At 64.8% G+C, this 23,053-nt stretch carries 22 protein-coding genes; 14 read left to right on the top strand and 8 right to left on the bottom strand.

Annotated features, from left to right (window positions below):
• Positions 1-43: 43 nt before the first annotated feature.
• On the bottom strand, positions 44-343 hold the full coding sequence (gatC, locus tag AC56LY_RS00140; RefSeq protein ID WP_499575415.1) for an Asp-tRNA(Asn)/Glu-tRNA(Gln) amidotransferase subunit GatC: 300 nt from the start codon (positions 341-343) through the stop codon (positions 44-46).
• A gap of 316 nt (positions 344-659) precedes the next feature.
• Between gatC and AC56LY_RS00145 the strand changes: the two genes are divergently transcribed.
• The 6 genes from AC56LY_RS00145 (at position 660) to AC56LY_RS00170 (ending at position 7,628) form a co-directional block, all read left to right on the top strand.
• Positions 660-1,703: a rod shape-determining protein gene (locus AC56LY_RS00145; RefSeq protein ID WP_183556678.1), complete on the top strand. Its 1,044-nt coding sequence runs from the start codon at positions 660-662 to the stop codon at positions 1,701-1,703.
• 99 nt (positions 1,704-1,802) lie between these two features.
• Entirely contained in the window at positions 1,803-2,924 is a 1,122-nt protein-coding gene (mreC, locus tag AC56LY_RS00150) for a rod shape-determining protein MreC (RefSeq protein WP_499575417.1), read from the top strand.
• Positions 2,925-2,930: 6 nt separating this feature from the next.
• Positions 2,931-3,449, top strand: coding sequence for a rod shape-determining protein MreD (mreD, locus tag AC56LY_RS00155; RefSeq protein WP_499575420.1), 519 nt, complete (start codon positions 2,931-2,933; stop codon positions 3,447-3,449).
• Between the two features lie 24 nt (positions 3,450-3,473).
• Entirely contained in the window at positions 3,474-5,450 is a 1,977-nt protein-coding gene (gene mrdA, locus AC56LY_RS00160; protein ID WP_499575422.1) for a penicillin-binding protein 2, read from the top strand.
• A gap of 3 nt (positions 5,451-5,453) precedes the next feature.
• Entirely contained in the window at positions 5,454-6,572 is a 1,119-nt protein-coding gene (rodA, locus tag AC56LY_RS00165) for a rod shape-determining protein RodA (RefSeq protein WP_499575425.1), read from the top strand.
• A gap of 18 nt (positions 6,573-6,590) precedes the next feature.
• Positions 6,591-7,628 carry a septal ring lytic transglycosylase RlpA family protein gene (locus tag AC56LY_RS00170; RefSeq protein ID WP_499575430.1) on the top strand — a complete coding sequence of 346 codons (1,038 nt, stop codon included), beginning with the start codon at positions 6,591-6,593 and terminating at the stop codon, positions 7,626-7,628.
• A 27-nt stretch (positions 7,629-7,655) separates the two neighbouring features.
• Here AC56LY_RS00170 and AC56LY_RS00175 read toward each other — a convergent pair whose 3' ends face one another.
• The 7 genes from AC56LY_RS00175 to argS form a co-directional block, all read right to left on the bottom strand.
• A complete protein-coding gene (locus AC56LY_RS00175; protein ID WP_499575433.1) occupies positions 7,656-8,432 on the bottom strand; it encodes a PEP-CTERM sorting domain-containing protein in 777 nt (258 codons plus the stop codon).
• A 206-nt stretch (positions 8,433-8,638) separates the two neighbouring features.
• The gene (locus AC56LY_RS00180; protein WP_499575436.1) at positions 8,639-9,370 is read right to left on the bottom strand and encodes an SPOR domain-containing protein; all 732 of its coding nucleotides are present in this window, start codon (positions 9,368-9,370) and stop codon (positions 8,639-8,641) included.
• Positions 9,364-10,101 carry a type III pantothenate kinase gene (locus AC56LY_RS00185; protein ID WP_499575439.1) on the bottom strand — a complete coding sequence of 246 codons (738 nt, stop codon included), beginning with the start codon at positions 10,099-10,101 and terminating at the stop codon, positions 9,364-9,366. The genes AC56LY_RS00180 and AC56LY_RS00185 overlap by 7 nt, the downstream gene beginning before the upstream one ends.
• Positions 10,098-10,862, bottom strand: a complete 765-nt coding sequence (locus tag AC56LY_RS00190; protein WP_499575442.1) for a biotin--[acetyl-CoA-carboxylase] ligase — start codon at positions 10,860-10,862, stop codon at positions 10,098-10,100. The genes AC56LY_RS00185 and AC56LY_RS00190 overlap by 4 nt, the downstream gene beginning before the upstream one ends.
• A complete protein-coding gene (locus AC56LY_RS00195) occupies positions 10,859-11,644 on the bottom strand; it encodes an SDR family oxidoreductase (protein WP_499575444.1) in 786 nt (261 codons plus the stop codon). Before AC56LY_RS00195 ends, AC56LY_RS00190 begins: the two co-directional genes overlap by 4 nt.
• Positions 11,645-11,650: 6 nt before the next feature.
• Entirely contained in the window at positions 11,651-12,331 is a 681-nt protein-coding gene (locus AC56LY_RS00200) for an SPOR domain-containing protein (RefSeq protein ID WP_499575446.1), read from the bottom strand.
• Positions 12,332-12,363: 32 nt separating this feature from the next.
• Positions 12,364-14,076: an arginine--tRNA ligase gene (gene argS, locus AC56LY_RS00205; RefSeq protein ID WP_499575448.1), complete on the bottom strand. Its 1,713-nt coding sequence runs from the start codon at positions 14,074-14,076 to the stop codon at positions 12,364-12,366.
• Between the two features lie 209 nt (positions 14,077-14,285).
• On the opposite strand from argS, the gene rsmB reads away from it, so the two are divergent.
• The 8 genes from rsmB (at position 14,286) to AC56LY_RS00245 (ending at position 22,872) form a co-directional block, all read left to right on the top strand.
• Positions 14,286-15,908, top strand: coding sequence for a 16S rRNA (cytosine(967)-C(5))-methyltransferase RsmB (gene rsmB / locus AC56LY_RS00210; RefSeq protein ID WP_499575451.1), 1,623 nt, complete (start codon positions 14,286-14,288; stop codon positions 15,906-15,908).
• A 43-nt stretch (positions 15,909-15,951) separates the two neighbouring features.
• Positions 15,952-16,527 (top strand): DUF4390 domain-containing protein, encoded by a 576-nt coding sequence (locus AC56LY_RS00215; protein WP_499575453.1) that lies wholly within the window; start codon positions 15,952-15,954, stop codon positions 16,525-16,527.
• A 4-nt stretch (positions 16,528-16,531) separates the two neighbouring features.
• Complete coding sequence (locus AC56LY_RS00220) at positions 16,532-18,832, top strand: sensor histidine kinase (RefSeq protein ID WP_499581887.1); 2,301 nt, start codon at positions 16,532-16,534, stop codon at positions 18,830-18,832.
• A 196-nt stretch (positions 18,833-19,028) separates the two neighbouring features.
• A complete protein-coding gene (locus AC56LY_RS00225) occupies positions 19,029-19,799 on the top strand; it encodes a response regulator (RefSeq protein WP_499575456.1) in 771 nt (256 codons plus the stop codon).
• Complete coding sequence (locus AC56LY_RS00230; RefSeq protein WP_499575458.1) at positions 19,799-20,248, top strand: GTPase; 450 nt, start codon at positions 19,799-19,801, stop codon at positions 20,246-20,248. The genes AC56LY_RS00225 and AC56LY_RS00230 overlap by 1 nt, the downstream gene beginning before the upstream one ends.
• Before the next feature lie 122 nt (positions 20,249-20,370).
• The gene (locus AC56LY_RS00235; protein ID WP_343024945.1) at positions 20,371-20,628 is read left to right on the top strand and encodes a BTH_I0359 family protein; all 258 of its coding nucleotides are present in this window, start codon (positions 20,371-20,373) and stop codon (positions 20,626-20,628) included.
• Positions 20,629-20,708: 80 nt separating this feature from the next.
• Positions 20,709-21,497: a class II glutamine amidotransferase gene (locus AC56LY_RS00240; protein WP_499575460.1), complete on the top strand. Its 789-nt coding sequence runs from the start codon at positions 20,709-20,711 to the stop codon at positions 21,495-21,497.
• 97 nt (positions 21,498-21,594) lie between these two features.
• Entirely contained in the window at positions 21,595-22,872 is a 1,278-nt protein-coding gene (locus AC56LY_RS00245; protein ID WP_499575463.1) for an EAL and HDOD domain-containing protein, read from the top strand.
• The last annotated feature ends 181 nt before the right edge of the window (positions 22,873-23,053 follow it).

Raw genomic sequence — 23,053 nt, forward strand, 5'->3', positions numbered from 1 at the left:
GTCGATTCTAAAAGCGGATTCGTGAGCGATTCAAATGCCGGGATTACTCGATGACCTTCGGCACCAGATACAGGCCGTCCTGGGCTTTCGGGGCCGGTGCCTGGTAATCGTCGCGGTGGTTCTGTTCGGTCACCACGTCGTCGCGCAGGCGCAGTGGCAGGGCAAGGATCGCGGACAGCGGCTGCGCCAGTGGCGCCACGCCGGTGGTGTCGACCGCCTGCATCTGCTCGGCCAGCGCGAAAATGCCGTTCAACTCGCCCAGCGCGATCTCGGCATCGGCGTCGTTCATCTCGAGCTGGGCCAGGTTGGCAATGCGTTTTACGTCAGATAGGGTCAGGGACATGGCAAGGTGGCGCGGCCGGGGCCGCGCAGAATGTGATTAGGCGAATAAAGAATGTTAGCAAGTTGTCAGCGAACAGCATTTTAAAGTTGATAAAACCCTTCAAATATCGCGCAAACCGCTTGCAATTCGGTGGGGAAATCCACCTGTATTGGGCATGTAAACGACAAATTATAAGGTAGAATGGCGGGCTAATGCGTTGTCGTGCCGAAAGCTATGGCTACCGCGCAATGAAAGTCCGCGGTGCCCTCGGTTGGCAGGTGCGGCACAGAATCCCCGATCAATGTTTAGGCGCACATTGATGCGCATCAGGACACTCATGTTTGGTTTTTTACGCAGCTATTTCTCGAACGACCTCGCCATTGACCTCGGTACCGCCAATACGCTGATTTATGTGCGCGGTCTGGGCATCGTGCTGGACGAGCCGTCGGTCGTCGCGATCCGCCAGCAGGGCGGGCCAAATGGCAAGAAGACGATCCAGGCGGTTGGCAAGGAAGCCAAACAGATGCTGGGCAAGGTGCCCGGCAATATCGAGGCGATCCGCCCGATGAAGGATGGCGTGATCGCCGACTTCACCGTCACCGAACAGATGCTCAAGCAGTTCATCCGCATGGTGCACGAGTCCAAATTCTTCCGTCCTTCGCCGCGCATCATCATCTGCGTGCCGTGCGGTTCGACCCAGGTCGAACGCCGCGCGATCCGTGAATCGGCCCTAGGCGCCGGCGCCTCGCAGGTGTACCTGATCGAAGAGCCGATGGCCGCGGCCATCGGCGCCGGCCTGCCGGTCTCGGAAGCGACCGGCTCGATGGTGGTCGACATCGGCGGCGGCACCACCGAGGTGGGCATCATCTCGCTGGGCGGCATGGTCTACAAAGGCTCCGTGCGCGTGGGCGGCGACAAGTTCGACGAAGCCATCGTCAACTACATCCGTCGCAACTACGGCATGCTGATCGGCGAGCAGACCGCCGAAGCGATCAAGAAGGCGATCGGCTCGGCGTTCCCGGGTTCGGAAGTCAAGGAGATGGAAGTCAAGGGCCGCAACCTGTCCGAAGGCATCCCGCGCTCGTTTACGATCTCGAGCAACGAGATCCTCGAAGCGCTGACCGACCCGCTGAACCAGATCGTCTCGGCCGTGAAGAACGCGCTGGAACAGGCCCCGCCAGAACTGGGCGCCGACATCGCCGAAAAGGGCATGATGCTCACCGGCGGCGGCGCGCTGCTGCGCGATCTGGATCGCCTGCTGATGGAAGAAACCGGCCTGCCGGTGCTGGTGGCCGAAGACCCGCTGACCTGCGTGGTACGCGGCTCGGGCATGGCGCTGGAACGGATGGACAAACTCGGTTCCATCTTCTCGTACGAATAAGCCGCACGTGGTCTTCCAGGACGGGCAGGGCGTGCGGTCACAAGCTGCGCGCGACTGCCCGTCTTGATATGAACTCCCGCGTTACCACCACCAGAGCTCATGGAATATAGTCCTCCGCCGCTGTTCAAACAAGGCGCGCCCGCGCGTGTCAAGGTGACGGTGTTCGCGCTGATCGCGATCGTTCTGCTGGTGGTCGACGCCCGCATGGGGCTTCTTGCCGGCGTGCGTACGGTCGCCGCCACCGTGCTGTACCCGATGCAGATGGCCGCCATGCTGCCGCGCGATGCCGTGGGCAATATGGGCGTCTATTTCTCGTCGGTCTCCACGCTGCAAAAGCAGGTCCAGGTGCTGAAGAACCACGAGCTGGCCCAGGCTCGCCTGCTGCAGCAGGCGCAGTTCCAGATGGCCGAGAACATCCATCTGCGACGCCTTATGGACGGCAAGCAGCAACTGCCCGTGCAGTCGCAGATGGCCGAAATCCTGTACGACGCGCGCGATCCGTCGACGCGCCGGATCGTCATCAACCGCGGCTCGCGTGACGACGTCACGCCGGGCCTGCCGGTGATCGACCATGCCGGCGTCGTTGGCCAGGTCACGCGCGTGTTTCCGTTCACATCCGAAGTGACGCTCCTGACCGACAAGGACCAGGCGATTCCCGTGCAGGTGCTGCGCAGCGGTTTGCGCAGCATCGTCTATGGCCGCGGTCACTCCGGCCAGCTCGATCTGCGCTTCGTGGCGCAGGATGCCGACATCCAGGTCGGCGACGTGCTGGTCACGTCGGGCCTGGACGGCATGTACCCGGCCGGCCTGGCCGTGGCGCGCGTGACGCAGGTCGAAAAAGCGACCGGCTCGTTCGGCCGCGTGGTCGGCCTGCCGCTGGCCGGCATCGACCGCAACCGCCAGGTGCTCGTGATCATGTCGAACCATGCCTTGCCGGCGCGCCCGCCGCAGGAAACGCCGCCAACCGGCAACCGCCGCAAGCTGCCGGCAATGGCGCCGGTGCCGACGCCGCCGTTGCCTGCCTCGCCATTGCCGGCAGCCGGCGCACCGGCCGCCTTGCAGTCGCCGGTTGCGCCGGTCACACCGGGCGCCGCACCGACGACGCTGACCACACCCGTGCCGGCTGCAACGACACGCGCCGCTACTACGCCGGCGGTCCGGGCGCAGCCTGCACCGACGCCAGTCACACCGACGCCGGCTGCACCGTCACCAACCCGATAAGCGACCATGCCAGGTAACCGCCCACACTACATCCTGCTGCCCGTCAGCCCGCTGTTCATCATGTTCAGCCTGGTGTGCGCCTTCATGCTCAACCTGATGCCGTGGGGCCGCTGGCTCGGCGCGCCCGATTTCGTCGCACTGGTGCTGGTCTTCTGGGGCATTCACCAGCCGCGCAAGGTCGGCATCGGCGTCGCCTTCTGCATGGGCCTCTTGATGGACGTGCACGATGCGAGCCTCCTGGGCGAGAACGCGCTGGCCTACACGCTGCTGTCGTACTTCGCCATCATGATCCACCGCCGCGTGCTGTGGTTCCCGACGCTCACCCAGGCCATGCACGTGTTCCCGCTGCTCCTGATGGCGCAGGCGATCCAGCTGATCGTGCATTTCATCGTCTCCGGCCGCTTCCCGGGCCTGTTGCAGTTCATTGAGAGCGTGGTGGCGGTAATCCTGTGGCCCGTGATCACCTGGCTGCTGCTGGCGCCCCAGCGCCGTGCGGTCGACCGCGACCACACCCGTCCGATCTGACGACCTGAATCGACCAATACGCGCATGACCGAATTCAAAGACAGCGATCGCGAGATCCACCAGTTCCGGATGCGCCTGACCGTGCTGATCGCCCTGGTCTTCATTTGCTTTGGCCTCCTGGTCGCGCGCGTCGTGTGGCTGCAGGTGCTGCACCACGATCAGTACGCGGCCCAGGCCGAGGACAACCGCATCGCGCTGGTGCCGATCGTGCCCAATCGCGGGCTGATCGTCGACCGCAACGGCGTGGTCCTGGCGCGTAACTATTCGGCCTACACGCTCGAACTGACACCATCGAAGCTGCAGGCAAACATGGAATCGGTGATCGACGAACTGGCCAAGCTGGTGCAGATCGAGCCGCGCGACCGGCGCCGCTTCAAGCGCTTGCTGGAAGAGTCGCGCAGCTTTGCCAGCGTTCCGCTGCGCACGCGCCTGACCGATGACGAAGTCGCGCGCTTCACCGCGCAGCGCTTCCGCTTTCCCGGCGTCGAAGTGCAGGCGCGCCTGTTTCGCCAGTACCCGATGGGCGAGGTGGCCTCGCACGTGATCGGCTATATCGGCCGCATCAACCAGAAGGAAGCCGACGCGCTGGAAGAGGGCGACGACGCTGCCAACTACAACGGCACCGATCACATGGGCAAGGAAGGCGTCGAGAAGCGCTACGAGCGCCAGTTGCACGGCCAGACCGGCTACGAGCAGGTCGAGCGCTCCGCCGGTGGGCGCGCCATCCGCACGCTGCGCCGCACGGCACCAACGCCGGGCAGCAACCTGATCCTGTCGATCGACATCGAACTGCAGAAGATCGCCGAAGAAGCGTTCGGTGACCAGCGCGGCGCGCTGGTCGCGATCGAGCCGGCCACCGGCGACGTGCTGGCCTACGTGTCGCGCCCCGGGTTCGATCCGAACCTGTTCGTCGACGGCATCGACAGCCAGAGCTGGAACGAACTCAATACCTCGCTCGACAAGCCGCTGATGAACCGGCCGCTGTCGGGTACTTATCCGCCCGGGTCAACCTTCAAGCCGTTCATGTCGCTGGCAGCGCTCGAGATGGGATTCCGCCGGCCGCAGGATGCGATCCGCGATCCCGGCTTCTTCATGCTGGGCGGGCACCGCTTCAACGATGACAAGCCGGGCGGGCACGGCTTCGTCAATATGTACACCTCGATCGCTCACTCGTGCGATACCTATTACTACCAGCTGTCCAACGAGATGGGCATCGATAACATCTCCAAGTTCATGCGCGAATTCGGCTTTGGCCAGCCGACCGGGATCGACCTCGATTACGAAAAGACCGGCGTGCTGCCCTCGAAAGAGTGGAAGGCCGAACGCTTCAAGCGCAACCCGGCGGCCCAGAAATGGGTCGGCGGCGACACCATTTCGGTCGCGATCGGCCAGGGCTTCAACAACTACACGATGCTGCAGCTGGCGCATGCTACCGCCATTCTGGCCAACAACGGCGTGGTGATGAAGCCGCACCTGGTCAAGATGATCGAGGACGGCGCCACCCGCGAGCGCACACTGACCGTGCCGAAGGAAACCCGGCGCCTGGCCATGAAGCCCGAGCACATCGCCTTCATCAAGGATGCGATGGCGGGCGTGATCCGCGAAGGCACCGGCCAGAAAGCCTTTGCCGGCGCCCTGTACACGGCCGGCGGCAAGACCGGCACGGCCCAGGTGATTGGCTTGCGCGGCAAAAAATACAATGCCAACGCAATCGATGAACGCCACCGCGACAATGCGCTGTTTACCGTGTTTGCGCCGGCCGAGCAGCCGCGCATCGCGCTGGCGATGGTTGTTGAAAACGCCGGCTTTGGCGGGGCTATCGCCGCGCCGATCGCGCGCAAGGTGCTCGATTACGCCATCCTGGGCAAGCGCCCGGCGCCGCCGGCCGAACCAAAAAAGGCCGAGCGTCCCGTCACCGTCAAGAAGGCCGCGCCAGTGCCAGCACCCGTGACCGCACCGCTCCAAACGGCCAGCGCGCCCGCCGTCACCCGAACCGAGTAAATCATGGCCCATATTCCAGAACGGCGTTCGCTGCGGCGGCGCCTGCGCCCCTATTTCACGGTGTTCGACCTGCCGCTCACGCTGATCCTGGCAGTCCTGGTCACGATCAGCATGATCACCATGTCATCGGCCGGCGCCGACTTCCCGGACCGGGTCGAGCACCAGATCCGTAACTTCCTGCTGTCGTTTGCCGTGATGTGGATCGCCGCGAACATCGCGCCGCAAACGCTGATGCGCCTGGCCGTGCCGATCTATACCATCGGGGTCGCGCTGCTGATCGCGGTGGCCATGTTTGGCCTGATCAAGAAGGGCGCGCGGCGCTGGCTGCACATCGGCGTGATCGACATCCAGCCGTCCGAGATCATGAAGATCGGCGTGCCCCTGATGCTGGCCTGGTATTTCCAGACCCGGGCCCAGGTCGCGGGCTGGAAGAATTATCTGGCCGCCGGGGCGCTCCTGATGATCCCGGTGGCGTTCATCATGAAGCAGCCCGACCTTGGCACGTCGCTGCTGGTGGCGTCATCGGGGTTGTACGTGATCTTCCTGGCCGGCCTGTCATGGAAGGCCATCGCCGCCGTGTCGGTACTGGGGCTGGCCAGCCTGCCGGTGGGCTGGTCGATGATGCACGACTACCAGCGCGAGCGGGTGATGACGCTGATCGATCCCACCTCCGACCCGCTGGGCAAGGGCTTCCACATCATCCAGTCGATCATCGCGATCGGCTCCGGTGGCGTGAGCGGCAAGGGCTACATGAAGGGCACCCAGGGTTACCTGGAATTCGTGCCCGAGCGGACCACCGACTTCGTGTTCTCGGTGTATTCGGAAGAATTCGGCCTGATCGGCAACCTGTTCCTGCTGTTCGTGTACCTGCTGCTGATCGGGCGTGGCCTGATGATCGCGGCCAATGCAGCCAATACCTTCGGGCGGCTGCTGGCCGGATCGATCTCGATGATTTTCTTTACCTATGCCTTTGTCAACATGGGCATGGTGGCGGGCATTCTGCCCGTGGTCGGGGTGCCACTGCCCTTCATGAGCTATGGCGGCACTGCCTTTATCACACTCGGCCTTGGCGCCGGCATATTGATGAGTATTCAAAGACACCGTAAACTGGTGAAGACTTAACTAGCAGGAGGACTGCCAATGGGCGTTCGCAAAAACATCCCGGCGGTCGTAGCGGTTGCCTTTCTTGTCACGGCGTGCAGCAGTACCGGTGAACACAAACGCTTGTCGCCATTTCCGTGGCCGCACAAGCCCACCGCCAAGCATGGCCCCGCGCCCAAGCTGCCGGCTGCCAATTCGGGGCGGGGCGGCTACTACAAGGACGACGGCCCGGGCGAGAATCCGTCCGACGGGCTGCTCGAAACGCCCGACGCGGTCGTCATGGCCGAACCGTTCAACAAGTTCACCAGCCGTCCCTACACGGTGCTGGGCAAGACCTACACGCCGCTGGGCAATGATGAACGGTGGACCCAGCGCGGCATCAGCACCTGGTATGGCAAGAAATTCCATGGCCAGCGCACCGCGTCCGGTGAGCTCTACGACATGTACAAGATGACGGGTGCACACCCGACGCTGCCGATTCCGTCGTACGTGCGCGTGACCAGCCTGGAAAGCGGCCAGTCGGTGGTCGTCCGCATCAACGATCGCGGCCCGTTCCATTCCACGCGCATCATCGATGTGTCGTACACGGCCGCGCTGAAACTGGGCCTGCTCGGTAATGGCAGCCACGAGGTCGAGATCGAGCGCCTGTTCCCGGGCGATCCGATCGTCAATCCGGCGCAGATTGCCGCCGCGCGGCGTGAAGCGACATCACAGGCGCAATCGGCGCCGCCCGAGATCGCCGCGCTGATGCTCGAAGACCGGGTGCGGTCGGACAGCGGCGCCGTCGTGCGCCTGGTGGAGCCGGCGACACCAGCGGCGCAAGAGGCACCTGCGCCGCGCGCCACGACGGGCGACTACTACATCCAGCTTGGCGCGTATGGCCGCACCGGCACCGCCGAAGCGATCAGCGACCAGATCGCGCGCGCCGGCGTGGACGTGGGCACGCTCGAAGTTGTGAAGGTGGGTTCATTCAATCGCCTGTACGGCGGGCCGTATCCGACCCGCGCCGAGGCGATCGAGGCGATGGACGCGCTGCCGGCTTCGTTGGGGTTGAAGCCGATCGTCGTGCGGCGCTGACGCCTCGCCAGGCTTTCTGAAACTGCGTTATGCCGCCACGCGCTTGCTGCGGCGACGCACGGCGCCCAGACCGGCCAGACCGGCGAGCGCCAGCAGGATGCTCGATGGTTCCGGCACTTCGGCAGACGCCACGACTTTCGTGTAGTCCAGCAGCAGCTGCGAATTGGTCAGCACCAGGTCGCCCGCGACTTTCAGGTTCAGCGTCAGCTGGTCGCTGCGCAGCAGTTCGTCGATGATCGACTGGTTCGAGATGATCCCGCTGATGGTGAAGGCGCCGGTGTAGTCACGGGTGATGGTCGTGGTGTCGGTCCAGCCCTTCGTGTAGAAGTCGTAGCACTGGTAGGAGTAGCAGCCCGTGCCTTCGTACTTGACCTGAAGTGGGCTCGATGCGGTCGTGCTCGACTCAAGCAATGACGTGCTGCCCGTGCCGAGAGCAACGCCACCGATCGACAGGGCGGCGCTTTCCTGCTGGCCCGTGCGCTCCACCGTCGCGTAATTGGTCAGGTAGCGTGCATAGCTGATCGAGGTGTGGGGCATCCAGCCCGTCATGTTGCTGCCAGTGGAAACTGGCGCCGACGTCGTGAACATATCGGTGCCATCGTCGCGGAACGAGAACGAGTACGTCAGGCTGTTGACCGTGTAGTCGGCCGGCAGGAACGATTTGCCACTGAACACGGCGCTGTAGTTGTTGTTTGCCATGTCGCTCGAGGCAAATGCGCCCGTCATCGCGATGGGCGTGGCCAGTGCTGCAGCGGAGATAGTGCAGAGTGCGGTCAGCAGAGCGGTGGTGATCAGTTTTTTCATGGCAAACCCCTAGTTTTGAATTTAAGAAACGATAATTTGTATATAGCAATACTTGTGCCAGCAAAGCAACTCATTGATTATAAACAATCTTATTTTCTTAAAAGAATTTGGTGTAAAGAAATTCGACAGGTTTCAGCGTCCGCGCAACACGTAGGGACGAAAAAAAGCGCACCCACAGGTGCGCCGTTGTTGATCTTGAAACAGGATCAGCTGCAGCGGGTGACTTCGACACCGTTGTAGTTATCGGCAATACCAGTCAGGCGATCGCGCTCGCCAGCCTCGATCTGGCGGTACTGATAGCCGGCGCGCGTCACCTGAGGCCCGCGCGGCAGAATGCGCACACCGCGCACGCCCTGGCGCTGCAGGTCGGCCACGAGCTTTTGCGCCGCCCCGTCCGACTTGAACACGCCCAGCGAAATCGCATACCGTAATGGCGACGTGTCATTTTGCATGATGAAGAAGTTGGTCACGCCGCGCTCCTTGAGCTCGGCGACGCGGCGCTGGGCGCCTTCGCGACCGCCGTTCGGTGGCAGGTAGACCAGGCGGCTCGTCACTTCCTGGAACGGGATCTCGATACGCGACTGGCGCGCTGCCAGGCCAAGACGCGCGACACGTGCCTCGAAGCGGCGCGCATCGGCCGTGCTGAACGGGCCAGCCTGCACACAGGCGACCAGGTTCCGGGTTACCGGTGGGGGCGCAGGCACAGGCGCAGGCTCTGGAGCAGGAGTAGCCACCTCGGCTTGCGGCGCCGGTACAACGCTGGCCGCAGCCTGCCTGGCCTGCGTTGGCGTGAGCTGCTGCATGCGTTCGGGCGCGAGCTGGTTCTTCAGGCGCGCCGGCTCGCGCGCCGCATCTGGCGACTGGCCGAGCAGGCCCTGGCCATACGCCAGCAAGACCCCGTTGGCGCCCAGTAGCGCCCAGAACACGAATTTCAGCACCGCATATCCCCCGTCGAGCCGGTGGCTGCTGCATGCAGGCCGACCAGTACGATGTTATCGACCACCTTGTGCGCAACCTTGAGGGCTGGCGCGATATGCGGCGCGGCGCCACCCGAGACGATGCAGAAGGCGCCGGCCAGGCCAGCCACCGCGCGCTCGATCGCGCCGGCCTGCGCCGAGAGCAGGCCGGACAGGATCGCATCGTGCGTGTTGTCGCCGAACAGTGGCGGCAATGCGCCGGCATCGACCTGCGGCAGTTGCGCCGTGTTGCGCGCCAGGCTCGCCGCCATCAGGGCCAGCCCGGGCAGGATCATGCCGCCGATGAAGTGGCCATCGGCGCGCACCGCGTCGACCGTGGTCGCGGTGCCGCAGGTGGCCACGATCAGGTCCTGGCCGGGTGCCAGCGCGCGCGCGCCGATGGCAGCGGCGAAGCGGTCGCACCCGAGCCGCGCCGGGTCGCGGTAGCCGTTGGTGACACCTGCGCGCTGCGGCGTGGACGCGAACCACTCGACCTGTGCATGCGCCGGCAGCAGGGCAGCGATGCGTTCGGCCAGCACGGGTCCCGCCACGTTCGAGACCAGCACGCGCGTGGCCCCGGTCCAGTCGGACGCCAATGCATCCAGCCCGGCATGCGCTACCGCGCCAGTAGCCGACCAGACGCCAGGCGCCGCGCCGTCGTCTGCCAGCGCCCACTTGACACGGGTGTTCCCGGCATCGATCAGCAGCATCATGCTTTCACCCGCAGCGAGACGTCGCCGGCCATCACGGTGATGCGGCCTTCGGCGGTATCGAGCAGCAAGCGCCCACTATCGTCGACACCGGCCGCGCGGCCTTCGTGCCGCACGACGCCGCCGTCGAGCAGGACGACGGTCTCGCCCTGCCATGCATGGCGCAGATTCCAGCGCGCGCTGAAGGCGGCAAACCCGCGCGCGGTAAATTCGCGCAGGCAGTCCGCCAGGCCGTCGAGCAGCGCCGCCAGCAACGCGTCACGGTCCATGCGCGCCAGCCATGGCATGCCGGCCGCGCTGCGGCCCAGCTGCGCTTCCATCTCGTCCGGCATCAACAGGTTCAGTCCGATGCCGATCACGGTCCAGGTGCCACCGCCAGGGGCGGACTGGGTTTCAATCAGGATGCCGGCCAGTTTGTCGCCATCCTTGAGGACATCGTTCGGCCATTTCAACTGCACTTGCTGGCCCAGCGTGCCCAGCGTGTCGGCCAGCGCCACGCCCACCGCCAGCGGCAGGCCAAGCAGCGCCTGCGGCCCGCCGTCGAAGCGCCAGGCCAGCGAAAACGTCAGCGAGCCTTCGGGCGACGACAGCCAGCTGCGGCCCGCGCGCCCGCGGCCGGCGCTTTGATGTTCGGCCACCAGCAGCAGCGGGGCAGCAAGTGTGCTGGCGCGCGCGAGCAGATCGGCATTGGTCGACCCGGTCTGCGCGACGACTTCAACGGCGACGCCTGCGCGTGACAGCGCGGCAATGGCGGCGGCGTTCATGGTTGCTCCCGGCGCGGCTTGGTCGGCGCGCGCGCAAAGAGACGGTCGAAGAGGGCGTTGGGCATCAGGCGCAGCAGCTTGGCGACGACGCCCATCTGCCACGGCAGCACGCGGTAACTGTCACCGCGCGCGATCGCCGCGACAGCCCGCGTGGCAAAGCGTTCAGGGGGCATCAAAAAAGGCATAGGGAAGCGGTTGGCGCGGGTCATGGGGGTATCGATGTAGCCGGGGGCGATAGTCACCACGCGAATATTTGACGGGCGCAGTTCCACGCGCAGCGCTTCGCAATAGCTGTGCAGCGCGGCCTTGCTGGCGCAGTAGGCGCCGGCACCGCGCATGCCGCGAATACCGGCCACGCTGCCGATGCCGACCAGGCGGCACGGCGTCGGCTGGGTTTTCATGGCGGCGATGAACGGTGCGAACGTCGCCACCGTGGCATTCACATTGGTGGCGAAGACGGCGTCGAACACGGCCAGATCGTCGGCCTGCTCGGTCAGCGTGCCCTGCGAGATGCCGGCGCATGCGATGACGATATCGGCGCCGCCGTTCACAGCGATGAAATCCTGCGCGGCGCTAGCAAGGGCCGCGCGCTCGAGCACGTCGACCGCATACACCTGGTGGCGCGAGGAATCAGGGAGCGATTGCCGCAGTTGGTCGAGTGCGTCGCGCCGCCGGCCGAGCAGGCCCAGCGTGGCGCCGCGCGCCGCATACTCGCGCGCCAGCGCGGCGCCGATGCCACTCGACGCGCCGGTGATGAAGACGCGCTTCGCCGGCAGCGACATGCCGGATCAACGCTGGTTGCGCACGATGGCGACGTCGATGCCGCTGTCGAGCAGCTTGGCGCGCGCGCGGTTGACGCCTTCGACCTGCGTGAACGGGCCGACGCGTACGCGATGCAGCACGCCGCTGTCGGTGCTGCGGTCGGTGATCGCGGCCTCGAAGCCCAGCAGGGCCAGCTTGGCGCGGGTGTTTTCGGCGTCCGACATTTCACGGAACGCGCCCGCTTGCAGGTAATAGATATAGCCGTCGGTGACGGCGGCCGCCGCCGGTGCTGCTGCGACCGTGTTGACGGGTGCCGGCGATGGCGCCGGTGCCGGCGTGCGGCGCGGCGTTTGCATGCCGGCGATTGCGGCGCCCAGTGGATCGGCATCTGCGGGCGCTGCAGTCGGCGCTGCGGGTGCTGCCGGTGCTGCCGGCGCGGCAGCTGGTGCACTCGGCACCGGCTTCGGTGTTTCGCGCACCGGCGTGCGGGTGCCGTACAGCGGCTTGTTCGGATCGTTGGCCTGGCTCGGCTCGAGGTCGGCCGGACGCCCCATCTTGTTGGAGCGATCGGTAAAGGGCGAGGCGCCCTTGGTGATCACGAGTGCGACCGCCACTGCGATGCCCAGCCCGATGATCAGGCCGATGATGATGCCCGTCAGGGTGCTGCCGCGCTGGCGGAGGGGCGAGAAGGATCGAATGGCGGTCATGACGCTTTCTGGTTAAGCAGTGGGATGCAGTTTTACATTTTGTCCGGCGCCGACACGCCGATCAGCGCGAGGCCGTTGCGCAGCACCTGGCGCGTGGCGGCGGCCAGCGCGAGACGGGCCAGCTTGAGCGGCTCGTCGTCGTCCAGCAGCCACTTGTGCGCGAAGTAGTAGCTGTGCAGGTCGCCGGCCAGTTCGCGCAGGTAGAACGCGACCTGGTGCGGGCCCAGTTCGCCCAAGGCGCGCTCGAGCACTTCAGGGTACGACGCCAGCTTGGCCAGCAGTTCGAATTCCTTCGGCGAGGTGAGCGGCGACAAATCGACGCCGGCCAGCAAGGCGACATCGCCACCCCAGTTGGCCAGCGCCGAGCAGATGCGCGCGTGGGCGTACTGCACGTAGTACACCGGGTTTTCGTCGCTCGTTTCGAGCGCGACGTTCACGTCGAACACGAACTCGGTGTCGGCCTTGCGCGAGATGAGGAAGAAGCGCACCGCGTCGCGGCCACGCGTGACATCGCCCGCGCCCGACCAGTCGATCAGGTCGCGTACGGTGACGTAAGAGCCGGCGCGCTTGGAAATCTTGACCTCTTCGCCGTCCTTCATCACGGTGACCATCTTGTGCAGCACGTAGTCGGGATAGCCTTGCGGGATCCCGATGTCGACCGCCTGCAGACCGGCGCGCACGCGCGCGATCGTGCCGTGGTGGTCACTGCCCTGGATGTTGATCGCCTGGTCGAAGCCGCGGCGGAATTTCTGGATGTGGTACGCCACGTCCGGCACGAAGTACGTGTAGGTGCCGTCGGACTTGCGCATCACGCGGTCCTTGTCGTCGCCGTAGTCGGTGGTCTTGAGCCACAGCGCGCCACCGTCCTCGTAGGTCTTGCCCGAGTCGACCAGCGTCCTGACGGCGGTATCGACCTTGCCGTCGGCGTACAGCGACGACTCGAGGTAGTAGTTGTCGAACTTGACGCCGAAGGCCTGCAGATCCTGATCCTGCTCGTTGCGCAGGTAAGTGACGGCGAAGCGGCGGATCGATTCGAGGTCGTCGACGTCGCCGCTGGCGGTGGCCGGCTCGCCATCGCTGGCCGAGACGGTTTTTTTGGCCAGGAAGTCGGCGGCGATGTCGGCGATGTAGTCGCCGTTGTAGGCCGATTCGGGCCACTCGGCGTCGCCCGGCTTGAAGCCACGCGCGCGCGCCTGCACCGAGTTCGCCAGCGTGGCAATCTGCACGCCCGCATCGTTGTAATAGAACTCGCGCGTGACGTCATGGCCCTGCGACAGGAACAGCGACGCCATCGCGTCGCCCAGCGCGGCCTGGCGGCCGTGACCGACGTGCAGCGGGCCGGTCGGGTTGGCCGAGACGAATTCGATGATCACATGGTGGCCGGCACCGCTGGTGCTGCTACCGAATGCCGCGCCCTGTTCGAGCACGCTGCGCGCGACCGATTGCTTGGCGCTGGCGGCCACGCGCAGGTTGATGAAGCCGGGGCCGGCGATGTCGGCGGCCTCGATCAGGCCCTGCGCGCCTGGTTCGGCCAGCAGTGCGGCGACCAGGCGCGTGGCCAGTTCGCGCGGGTTGGTCTTGAGTGGCTTGGCCAGCTGCATCGCGATATTGCAGGCGATGTCGCCGTGCGATGGATCGCGGGGCCGTTCGAGCACCACGTTCGGGGTGAGATCGGTACCGGCAACGATCGGCGCGAGGGCGGCCTGGAACAGGGCAACGATTTGTTGTTTTTGTTGGGCGAGCATGGGAATGGTCGAAAATGTAATGAGGCGGCGCCTGGAGGTCAGGCAAACAGTGCACATTATACTAGCTTGACGGGCCGCTTTGGCGGGCTGCGGCGCCAGCGGCCAGCGTATCACCCACTATCAGGATAACCACAGCGGCCACTATATTAAGCGTCGTCAAAGGCATAACCGTTACAATGGGAGCCCATTTTCGCAACATTTTATTCGCCATGACTGACAAGCGTCCAACGCTCTCCCTGAAACCCAAGGCCAAGCCGGCGTCCGACCGGCGCGGTGCCGGCGCAGCAGGCCGCAAGCCGGCCCAGGCCGCCGAGCGCGGGCAACCACGCGCACAGGGACAAGGGCAGGGCAGTCAGGCGCAGGGCAGCCAGGCAAAGGATGGCCAGGCACTGCAAGGCGAACGCGCACCGGCCCAGCCGGCATCGGCGTCCGGTTATCAGTTGAAGCACCACGTTGCGCGCCCGCAGCGTGAAGAGCCGCGCCTGCGCGCCAGTCATGAAGTGAAGGTCGCCCCGCAACGCGACTACAAGCCCGACCTCAAATCCGACTCGCTGGCCCTTGCGCTGCTGGGCGCGGCCAGCGCCGTCGCCCGTGTGCAGGGCGGCATGGCGCTGCCGCAGGCGCTGTCGATCGTGTTCGGCGCCTACGACGTCACGCCGCAAACGCGCGGCGCGATCCAGGACATCGCCTACCGCACCATGCGCCAGCTGGGCCGCAGCGAAACGCTGCTGGGCCTGATGACGAGCAAGGCGCCCGAGCCGCCGATGCTGGGCGCGCTGCTGTGCGCGGCGTTGTCGCTGCTCGATCCGCCCGAGGGCATGCCGGCGCCATACGAAGCGTTTACCGTGGTCGACCAGGCCGTCACCGGCGCGGCAGCGCACCCCGATTTTGCACACGCCAAGGCGATGGTCAATGCGGTGCTGCGCCGCTTCCTGCGCGAGCGTGAATCGCTTGTGGAAGAAGCGCTGCGCACGCCGTTGGCGCGCTGGAATTATCCGCAGTGGTGGATCGACACGGCGCGCGCCGCGTACCCGCGCGACTGGGAAGCGGTGCTTGCTGCCGGCAACGCGCACCCGCCACTGACGCTGCGCGTGAACCGCCGCCGGCAAGAGGTCGCCGCGTACCTGCAGTCGCTGCAGGATGCCGGCCTGGACGCCGAGCAGGTGGGGCCGTACGCGGTGCGCCTGGCGCAGGCGATCAATGTGAGCCAGATCCCCGGCTTTGCCGAAGGCGTGGTGTCGGTACAGGATGCCGGCGCCCAGCTGGCCGCGCCGCTGCTCGACCTGCAGGACGGCATGCGCGTGCTCGATGCGTGCGCGGCGCCCGGCGGCAAGAGCGGCCATATCCTCGAGGTGGCGAACGTGGAGCTCACGGCCGTCGATACCGATGCGCTGCGCCTCGGCCGCGTGGGTGACAACCTCGGCCGCCTGGGCCTGGCCGCGCAGCTCGTGACGGCCGATGCCGGCGCGACCGACTGGTGGGATGGCCGTCAATACGACCGCATCCTGGCCGACGTGCCGTGCACGGCGTCGGGCATCGTGCGCCGCCACCCGGATATCCGCTGGTTGCGCCGCAAGTCGGATACATCCCAACTTGCAACACTTTCAGCCAAAATACTCGACAACCTTTGGCAGATGCTGCTGCCGAATGGTAAATTGCTATTCGTGACATGTTCGCTCTGGCCCCAGGAATCGGAGGCGCAGGCGGCTGCCTTCGCGGCCCGCCACGACGCGGTCCGCCTCGATGCGCCGGGCCAACTGCTGCCCGTCGGTGGCGCTGGACAGGATCATGACGGTTTGTTCTACGCCCTGTTCCAGAAGAAAGCGGCGTGAAGTTCTTTTCACCACGCGCATTATTTAAGGCCCCGGCTCCCCCGTGACGTTACGATTTTTCCGCCTTTTCGCCTGTCAGTTGCTGCTGGCGATCGCGTGCGTTGCCATGGGCACGCCGGCGCAGGCGGCCGACGATATCGAAATCACCCGCGCAACCATCGAAGCGAGCGACGATGGCTACCGCCTCAACACGGCCTACAACTTCGAACTGAACCACGGCCTGAAGGACGCGATCCAGCACGGGGTCCAGCTGCACTTCACCACCGAGATCGAACTCACGCGCCCGCGCTGGTACTGGCGCGACGAAAAAGCGGTCTCATTAAAACGCACCATCCGCATTTCGTACGATGTGCTCACGCGCCAGTATTACGTGGTCGTGGTGGGCTCGTTCCAGGAACGTTTCCAGACCTTTGAAGACGCGATGTTCATGATCCGGCGCCCGACGCGCTGGCTGATCGCGCCCAAGGGCACGCTCAAGGCCGGCGAAGTCTATGAAGTCTCGCTGCGCATGTTCATGGACCGCGAGTACCTGCAAAAGCCGTTGCAGGTCAATGCCTTCAACGACTCGGACTGGCGCCTGACCTCCAGCCGCAAGACGTTCACCTACCGTGCGGAGTGAAGTGATCAGCGGTGGGGTGCGCTACGCGCTGATCGTTGGCGGCGCCATCGTCTCGATCCTGCTGTTCCTGCTGGCCGGCGCATCGGACAACTCGGGCTTCTTCGGCCGCTACTACAGCTGGCTGCTGGGCCTGACCGCCGCGATGGCGTTCCTGCTTCTGATCGTCGTGGTCGTGGCGCTGGGCCGCCTGTATTCCCGCTACAAGGCCGGCAAGTTCGGCTCCCGGCTCATGGCCCGGCTGGTGCTGCTGTTTGCCGGCATCGGCATCCTGCCCGGCCTTGTGATCTTCATCGTGTCGGTGCAGTTCGTGTCGCACTCCATTGACTCGTGGTTCGACGTCAAGATCGAATCGGCGATTGAATCGGGCCTGAACCTGGGCCGCGCCGCGCTCGACGAATCGCTGTCCGAACTGGGCGCCACCGCGCAGACTGCCGCCGCCACGCTGGCAGGGCAGAGCGACATGACCGCGCAACCGGTACTCGCGCGCCTGCTGGCTGATACCAGCGGCCTGCAAAGCGTGATGCTGGTCGACGCCAACGGCGCCGTCCTGTCAGCCGCCACCGAAGACCGCGGCGCCAACCTGGCTGCCGACGCACCCAATGAACGCATGCTGCGCAGCGCCGGGATGCCGGGCGGGTATGCCCAGGCCGAGGGCGGCGTCGGCCCTGCCGATGCGGGCGACGAGGCCGCAGACGGCGCTTCGAACGCACTCGATGCCGTGACCGGCCTGCGCCTGCGCGTGGTGATGGCCGTGCCAGAACCGCCGGGCGTGGAGCAGCGCTACCTGCAACTGCTGCAGGCAGTGCCGGTCGGTCTGGCCTCGAATGCCGAGGTGCTGCGCTCGGCCTCCACCGAATACCGGCTGCGCCTCGAAGCGCGTACCGGCCTGCGCAAGATGTACATCGTGACCTTGACCCTGACGCTGCTGCTGGCGATCTTCGGGGCGATCGGCAGCGCCTTCCTCATTGCCGGCAACCTCGCGCAGCCGCTGCTGGTGCTGGCCGAAGGCACGCAGGCGGTGGCCGAGGGTGACCTGTCGCCGCGCCCGATCGTCGAGACCAACGATGAACTGGGTACCTTGACCCGATCGTTCAATGCGATGACGGGCCAGCTGTTCGAGGCCAGGAGCGCCGTGGAGCGCAACCGCGCCGCGCTGCAAAGCGCCAAGGCCCACCTGGAATCGGTGCTGGCCAATATGTCGGCTGGTGTGATCGTGCTCGATGCGGAAGGCATCGTGGTCAACTCGAACGATGCCGCCTACCGCATCCTGCAGATCGAACCGGGCGCGATGGCGGGGCCCCTGAACCGCATCGCCGGCCTTGAGCATTTTTCGAACACGGTGGCGCGCTCGTTCTCGGCGCAGAGTGCCCACGTGGCGGCCGAGCGCCGCAAGCGCGCGCACTGGCAGCAGCAGATCGAGATCCCCCGCGACGCCCAGCGCAAGACCGGCGCCGCCGACGAACAGGAGCACGACATCGTGCTGCTGGCGCGCGGCTCGCGCCTGCCGGTGGGCGCCGACAGCGGCTTTATCGTCGTGTTCGACGATATCTCGGACGTGATCACGGCCCAGCGCTCGGTGGCCTGGGGCGAGGTGGCGCGCCGCCTGGCGCACGAAATCAAGAATCCGCTCACGCCGATCCAGCTGGCGGCCGAACGCATGCAGATGAAGCTGGCGGAACACCTGCCGCAAGCACAGGCCGACCTGCTCCAGCGCGGCACGACCACGATCGTCAACCAGGTCGATGCGATGAAGCGCATGGTCGACGACTTCCGCGACTATGCGCGCACGCCGCCGGCGATGCTCGACCAGCTCGACCTGAATGGCCTGATCGCCGAGATCCTGAGCCTGTACCTGGCCGACGACGGCAGCGACATCATTCATGCGAACCTCGCGCCGGACCTGCCGCGCGTGATGGGCGATGCGACCCAGTTGCGCCAGGTGATCCACAACCTGGTCCAGAACGCGCAGGATGCATTGGTCGAGCGCGGGCCGGATGCGCCGGCGCCGCGCGTGGACATCACGACCGAAGCGATCCAGTACACCGGCACCGGTGGCTTTGCCGGCACCGCAGTGCGCCTGGCGATCGTCGACAATGGTCCCGGTTTCGCGCCCCGCATCCTGGCGCGCGCGTTCGAACCGTACGTCACGACCAAGGCGCGCGGCACGGGCCTTGGCCTCCCGATGGTCAAGAAAATCATCGACGAACACGGTGGCCGCATCGATGTCGGAAACCGCAGCGATGGAACTGGCGCAGCAGTGTCGATTTTGCTGTTAAAGTTAGCTCCCGAAGCAAGCTTGGCTTAAGGACAACTGAACAAGCGGCTGCGTGTTGCCCTGCCAATCGCACCGTCCGGCAGTACACCGCGCCGCGTTTGTCAGTACAGTGCGTTTTTCCGGCCGATCGTGGCTCCGCTCGTAATGGTTTTTCGAACTCCCCTTCAGTGCAAAAAACTTATAAAATTGCACACACGTCGGGTAGAAGATCAGGAAGGTAGAAGAGATGGCGAACATACTGGTAGTTGACGATGAAATGGGGATCCGGGAGCTGTTGTCCGAGATCCTCGGTGACGAAGGTCATGCCATCACCCTGGCCGAGAACGCGCAGCAGGCGCGCGAGGCGCGCGCGGCCGGTGCCCCGGATCTCGTGCTGCTCGATATCTGGATGCCTGACACCGATGGCGTCACGCTGCTCAAGGAATGGCAGCGCGACGGCCTGTTGACCATGCCGGTCATCATGATGTCGGGTCACGCGACCATCGACACCGCAGTCGAAGCAACGCGCATCGGCGCGCTGAACTTCCTCGAGAAACCGATCGCGCTGCAAAAGCTGCTCAAGGCCGTGCAACAGGGCCTGAGCCGCGCGCAGGAAGTCGCACGTGCGCCGATGGCCCCACCGCGCCCGATTGCACCGAGCGTCCCGAGCATGGGCCTTGACGGCGGCAGCGCTGCATCCGCGTCGGCCTCGCCATCGGCGCCGATGTTCGCATCGGCCAATGCACAGCCGGGCCTTGGCACGCCCCTTGGCAATGGCGCGCGTCTCGTGCATGCCATGTCGCAGGGCGAGGGCACCGGCTACACGCTGTCGTTCGACCTGCCGCTGCGCGAAGCACGCGATGCGTTCGAGCGCATGTATTTCGAACACCACCTGGGCCGCGAAGGCGGCAGCATGACGCGCGTGGCCGAAAAGACGGGCCTGGAGCGCACCCACTTGTACCGCAAGCTCAAGCAGCTGGGCGTCGAGCCGGGCAAGCTGGCCAAGAAAGGGGGCTGATGGCCCGCGCGGCCACCAGTCTCGTTACCGGTTCGACGGCGGCGGCGCGCGAAGGGGCCATTGCGGCGCTGTTGGCCGCGCCCTTCGACGCGGCGTCTGCTTCGTCTGTGTCCGTCAGTGGCCTGGCCGCTGATGGACCGGCCTCGCCGGTCAGCCGCCTACCGGCGCCCGCCATCCCGTTCGACGCCGTCATCCTCGAAGGCCTCGGCGTGGCGGCCACCCCGCTCGAATCCCATCCTGGCCTGCAGGTCATGCGCATCGCCCCGGGCTGCCTGTGCTGCGACGGCAATCTGGTTTTGCGTGTAACATTGAATCGTCTGCTGCGCCAACGCCCTCGGCGCCTGTTCATCGGTCTGGCGAGCAGCGAACACCTTGATCAGTTGCGATCGTGGCTTGCAGCACCGCCATACGATCAGCTGTTGGCCCTGGAACCCATCGTGCACGCCTGAGTTTTACGGGCGTGTTCACTTGAAATCCAGCCGGCCAGCCCCACCTCTTTATCGAAGTGAACAGCCTGCCATTTGCCGCCACCCGGCAGGTTGGCACCAACTTTCTGATCGAAGGAGTCAACATGAACATGATCTACAACAGTGAACAGTACAGCGTCGTCGAATTCGGTGTCGACCGTGAACTCGAAGCACTGCGCTTTGGTGGCTTCGAGATCGTCGACAAGACCGGCCGACGCGAAGCGTTCATCGGCGGCCGGCTCGCGCAATCGTTCCGGCGCGATGTCAACAATCTGATCGCCAGCGAGCCGACGATGGAAGAAATCGACGAATTCCTGGGCGAGTACGACACGCTCATGAGCCAACCGGTGGTGCTGCATTAAGCCGCTGGTGAAGTACCTGCCGCGCCATTGCCAGCCAAGGTGATGGCGCTCTCATTTCAGTAGCATACGAAGCTGTACCCATGTGCCAGTTACTTGGAATGAACTGCAATGTCCCTACTGACATTGTCTTTTCTTTTACCGGCTTCGCCCACCGCGGCGGCCATACCGATACCCACCACGATGGCTGGGGAATCGCGTTCTTCGAAGGTACCGGCGTACGCCACTTCGTCGATCACCAGGCGGCAGTCGCTTCGCCGATCGCCGAGCTGATCAAGCGTTACCCGATCAAATCCACCAACGTCATTGCCCATATCCGCAAGGCCACCGTTGGCCAGGTGGCGCTGGAAAACTGTCATCCGTTCGTGCGCGAATTGTGGGGCCGCTACTGGGTGTTTGCCCATAACGGCGACCTCAAGGGATTTGCACCCGTACTCGATGGCGCTTTCCGGCCCGTGGGCACGACCGACAGCGAGCTGGCCTTCTGCTTCCTGCTGCAAAGCCTGCGCCGCGAGTTTGGCGACACGGCGCCGACACGCACGGCGCTGGCCGGGGCGCTCGAGCGCATCATTCCCGGCATCGCTGCCCATGGCACCTTCAATATGATGCTGTCGGATGGCACGGCGCTGTACACGCATTGCTCGACCAAGCTGTGCTACGTCGTGCGCAAGCACCCGTTCGTGACGGCCTGCCTGTCGGACGAAGACCTGTCGGTCGACTTTTCGCAGGTGACGACGCCCGATGACCGGGTCGCCATCATCGTGACTGAACCGCTGACGACGAACGAGGAATGGACCCATTTCGCGCCGGGTGAGCTGAAAGTATTCGTCGATGGTCTGCCGCAGGACGTGGCGACATTGTCAACAGGTTGATCGTTCCCCAACATTCTCACAAAAAATTTATTTTAGGAAACCCAACTGTCATTGGGATGCGGTAAAGTAGATTAGTTGCCGCGATATTGAGAATGACATGACCGATACAGCCCGCCTCGACGAGGCATCCCAGCCACTGCGCATGCGCAATTTCTTCCTCGCGCGCCAGCCAGTGCTGGACCGTAACCAGGCATTGTTTGGTTACGAATTGCTGTTCCGGGGCAGTGCCCAGGGGCCAGCCGAATTCGAATCCGGCCTGTCGGCCAGCGCCAGCGTCATCCACCATGCGTCCCAGCTCGGCCTGCCGCGCGCGATTGGCGATGCGACCGCGTTCATCAATGTCGACAAAGAGGCGCTGATGAGCGATATGTTCGCGTTCATGCCGCGCGAGCGCACGGTGCTGGACATCGTCAGCTCGGTCGAGCCCGATGTCGATGTCATCAACCGCATGACGCATCTGGCGGCGCACGGTTTTCGCTTTGCTGCCGAAGCATCTGCCCATGGCGCAGCGCTGTCGCGTTTGCTGCCGGTGATCGACTTCGTCAAAATGGATCTGCGCGCGCTGCCGCTCGTGACGATGCTGTCGCTCGCGCCGCGTCTGCGCACCACGGGCAAGCGGCTGGTGGCCGAGAAGGTCGAGAACCTCACCGAATACCGGACCTGCCTGGACGTCGGCTTCGACTATTTCCAGGGCTATTATTTTGCCAAGCCATCGGTGATCGCGGGGCGCAAGCTGTCGCCGTCGCAGACGACGGTGCTCGACCTGATGAATCTGATCATGTCGGATGCCGACAATGCCGAGATCGAGCAGGTGGTCAAACGCGAAGTGACGATTGGCCTGAACCTGCTGCGCCTGGTGAACACGCCGGCCGTCGGTGCAGGGCGGCGCATCGAATCGATCAGCCAGGCCCTGACCCTGCTGGGCCGGCGCCAGTTGCAGCGCTGGTTGCAGATCCTGCTGTTTGCCGAGCCCGATGTACGGGGCCACAGCCAGAGTCCGCTCCTGATGCTGGCCACAACCCGCGCGCGCCTGATGGAGCTGCTGGCCCAGCGCATGCGCCCGGGGCAGCGCAACGTTGCCGACATCGCGTTCACGGTCGGCATGATGTCGTTGATGGACACGCTGTTCTGCATTCCGATGCGCGACATCGTCGAACAAATCCCCGTGATCGACGAAGTACGCGCCGCGCTCCTGAACCGCACGGGCTTCTTTGGCGAACTGCTCAAGCTGGCCGAATCGATCGAGCGCATGGACGACGAGCAGGACGATATGCTGGCAGGGCTGAAGTCACTGGCCTTCGATGGCGACGATCTGGCCGAGCTCGAAGTGGCCGCATTCGAATGGAGCGACAAGGTCGTACGCTACGCGATCTGACGTCACCAGCAGCATCACCCAATCGGGCCGCCAGGAAACTGCCGGCCCGTTTCACATTCCCAGCCAGAAAAGCAATTACCCAACAATTAGGGTCAGAGTCGAATTGTTTGACAACTTTTCCAATCCGCAAGGCCGCAAATGGCCGAGACCGCTATTGGCGAGAGCAATTGCTCAATAATTC

The organism is Telluria sp. ZT3P25 (genome assembly GCF_059685895.1).

What these genes read in the sequence shown, in the direction of transcription:
- AC56LY_RS00195 (WP_499575444.1), bottom strand. Translation starts at nt 11,644, where the DNA reads ATGTCGCTGCCGGCGAAGCGCGTCTTCATCACCGGCGCGTCGAGTGGC.
- gatC (WP_499575415.1), bottom strand. Translation starts at nt 343, where the DNA reads ATGTCCCTGACCCTATCTGACGTAAAACGCATTGCCAACCTGGCCCAG.
- rsmB (WP_499575451.1), top strand. Translation starts at nt 14,286, where the DNA reads ATGACTGACAAGCGTCCAACGCTCTCCCTGAAACCCAAGGCCAAGCCG.
- AC56LY_RS00185 (WP_499575439.1), bottom strand. Translation starts at nt 10,101, where the DNA reads ATGATGCTGCTGATCGATGCCGGGAACACCCGTGTCAAGTGGGCGCTG.
- argS (WP_499575448.1), bottom strand. Translation starts at nt 14,076, where the DNA reads ATGCTCGCCCAACAAAAACAACAAATCGTTGCCCTGTTCCAGGCCGCC.
- mreD (WP_499575420.1), top strand. Translation starts at nt 2,931, where the DNA reads ATGCCAGGTAACCGCCCACACTACATCCTGCTGCCCGTCAGCCCGCTG.
- mrdA (WP_499575422.1), top strand. Translation starts at nt 3,474, where the DNA reads ATGACCGAATTCAAAGACAGCGATCGCGAGATCCACCAGTTCCGGATG.
- AC56LY_RS00245 (WP_499575463.1), top strand. Translation starts at nt 21,595, where the DNA reads ATGACCGATACAGCCCGCCTCGACGAGGCATCCCAGCCACTGCGCATG.
- AC56LY_RS00225 (WP_499575456.1), top strand. Translation starts at nt 19,029, where the DNA reads ATGGCGAACATACTGGTAGTTGACGATGAAATGGGGATCCGGGAGCTG.
- mreC (WP_499575417.1), top strand. Translation starts at nt 1,803, where the DNA reads ATGGAATATAGTCCTCCGCCGCTGTTCAAACAAGGCGCGCCCGCGCGT.
- AC56LY_RS00235 (WP_343024945.1), top strand. Translation starts at nt 20,371, where the DNA reads ATGAACATGATCTACAACAGTGAACAGTACAGCGTCGTCGAATTCGGT.
- AC56LY_RS00230 (WP_499575458.1), top strand. Translation starts at nt 19,799, where the DNA reads ATGGCCCGCGCGGCCACCAGTCTCGTTACCGGTTCGACGGCGGCGGCG.
- AC56LY_RS00190 (WP_499575442.1), bottom strand. Translation starts at nt 10,862, where the DNA reads ATGAACGCCGCCGCCATTGCCGCGCTGTCACGCGCAGGCGTCGCCGTT.
- AC56LY_RS00200 (WP_499575446.1), bottom strand. Translation starts at nt 12,331, where the DNA reads ATGACCGCCATTCGATCCTTCTCGCCCCTCCGCCAGCGCGGCAGCACC.
- rodA (WP_499575425.1), top strand. Translation starts at nt 5,454, where the DNA reads ATGGCCCATATTCCAGAACGGCGTTCGCTGCGGCGGCGCCTGCGCCCC.
- AC56LY_RS00170 (WP_499575430.1), top strand. Translation starts at nt 6,591, where the DNA reads ATGGGCGTTCGCAAAAACATCCCGGCGGTCGTAGCGGTTGCCTTTCTT.
- AC56LY_RS00240 (WP_499575460.1), top strand. Translation starts at nt 20,709, where the DNA reads ATGTGCCAGTTACTTGGAATGAACTGCAATGTCCCTACTGACATTGTC.
- AC56LY_RS00175 (WP_499575433.1), bottom strand. Translation starts at nt 8,432, where the DNA reads ATGAAAAAACTGATCACCACCGCTCTGCTGACCGCACTCTGCACTATC.
- AC56LY_RS00145 (WP_183556678.1), top strand. Translation starts at nt 660, where the DNA reads ATGTTTGGTTTTTTACGCAGCTATTTCTCGAACGACCTCGCCATTGAC.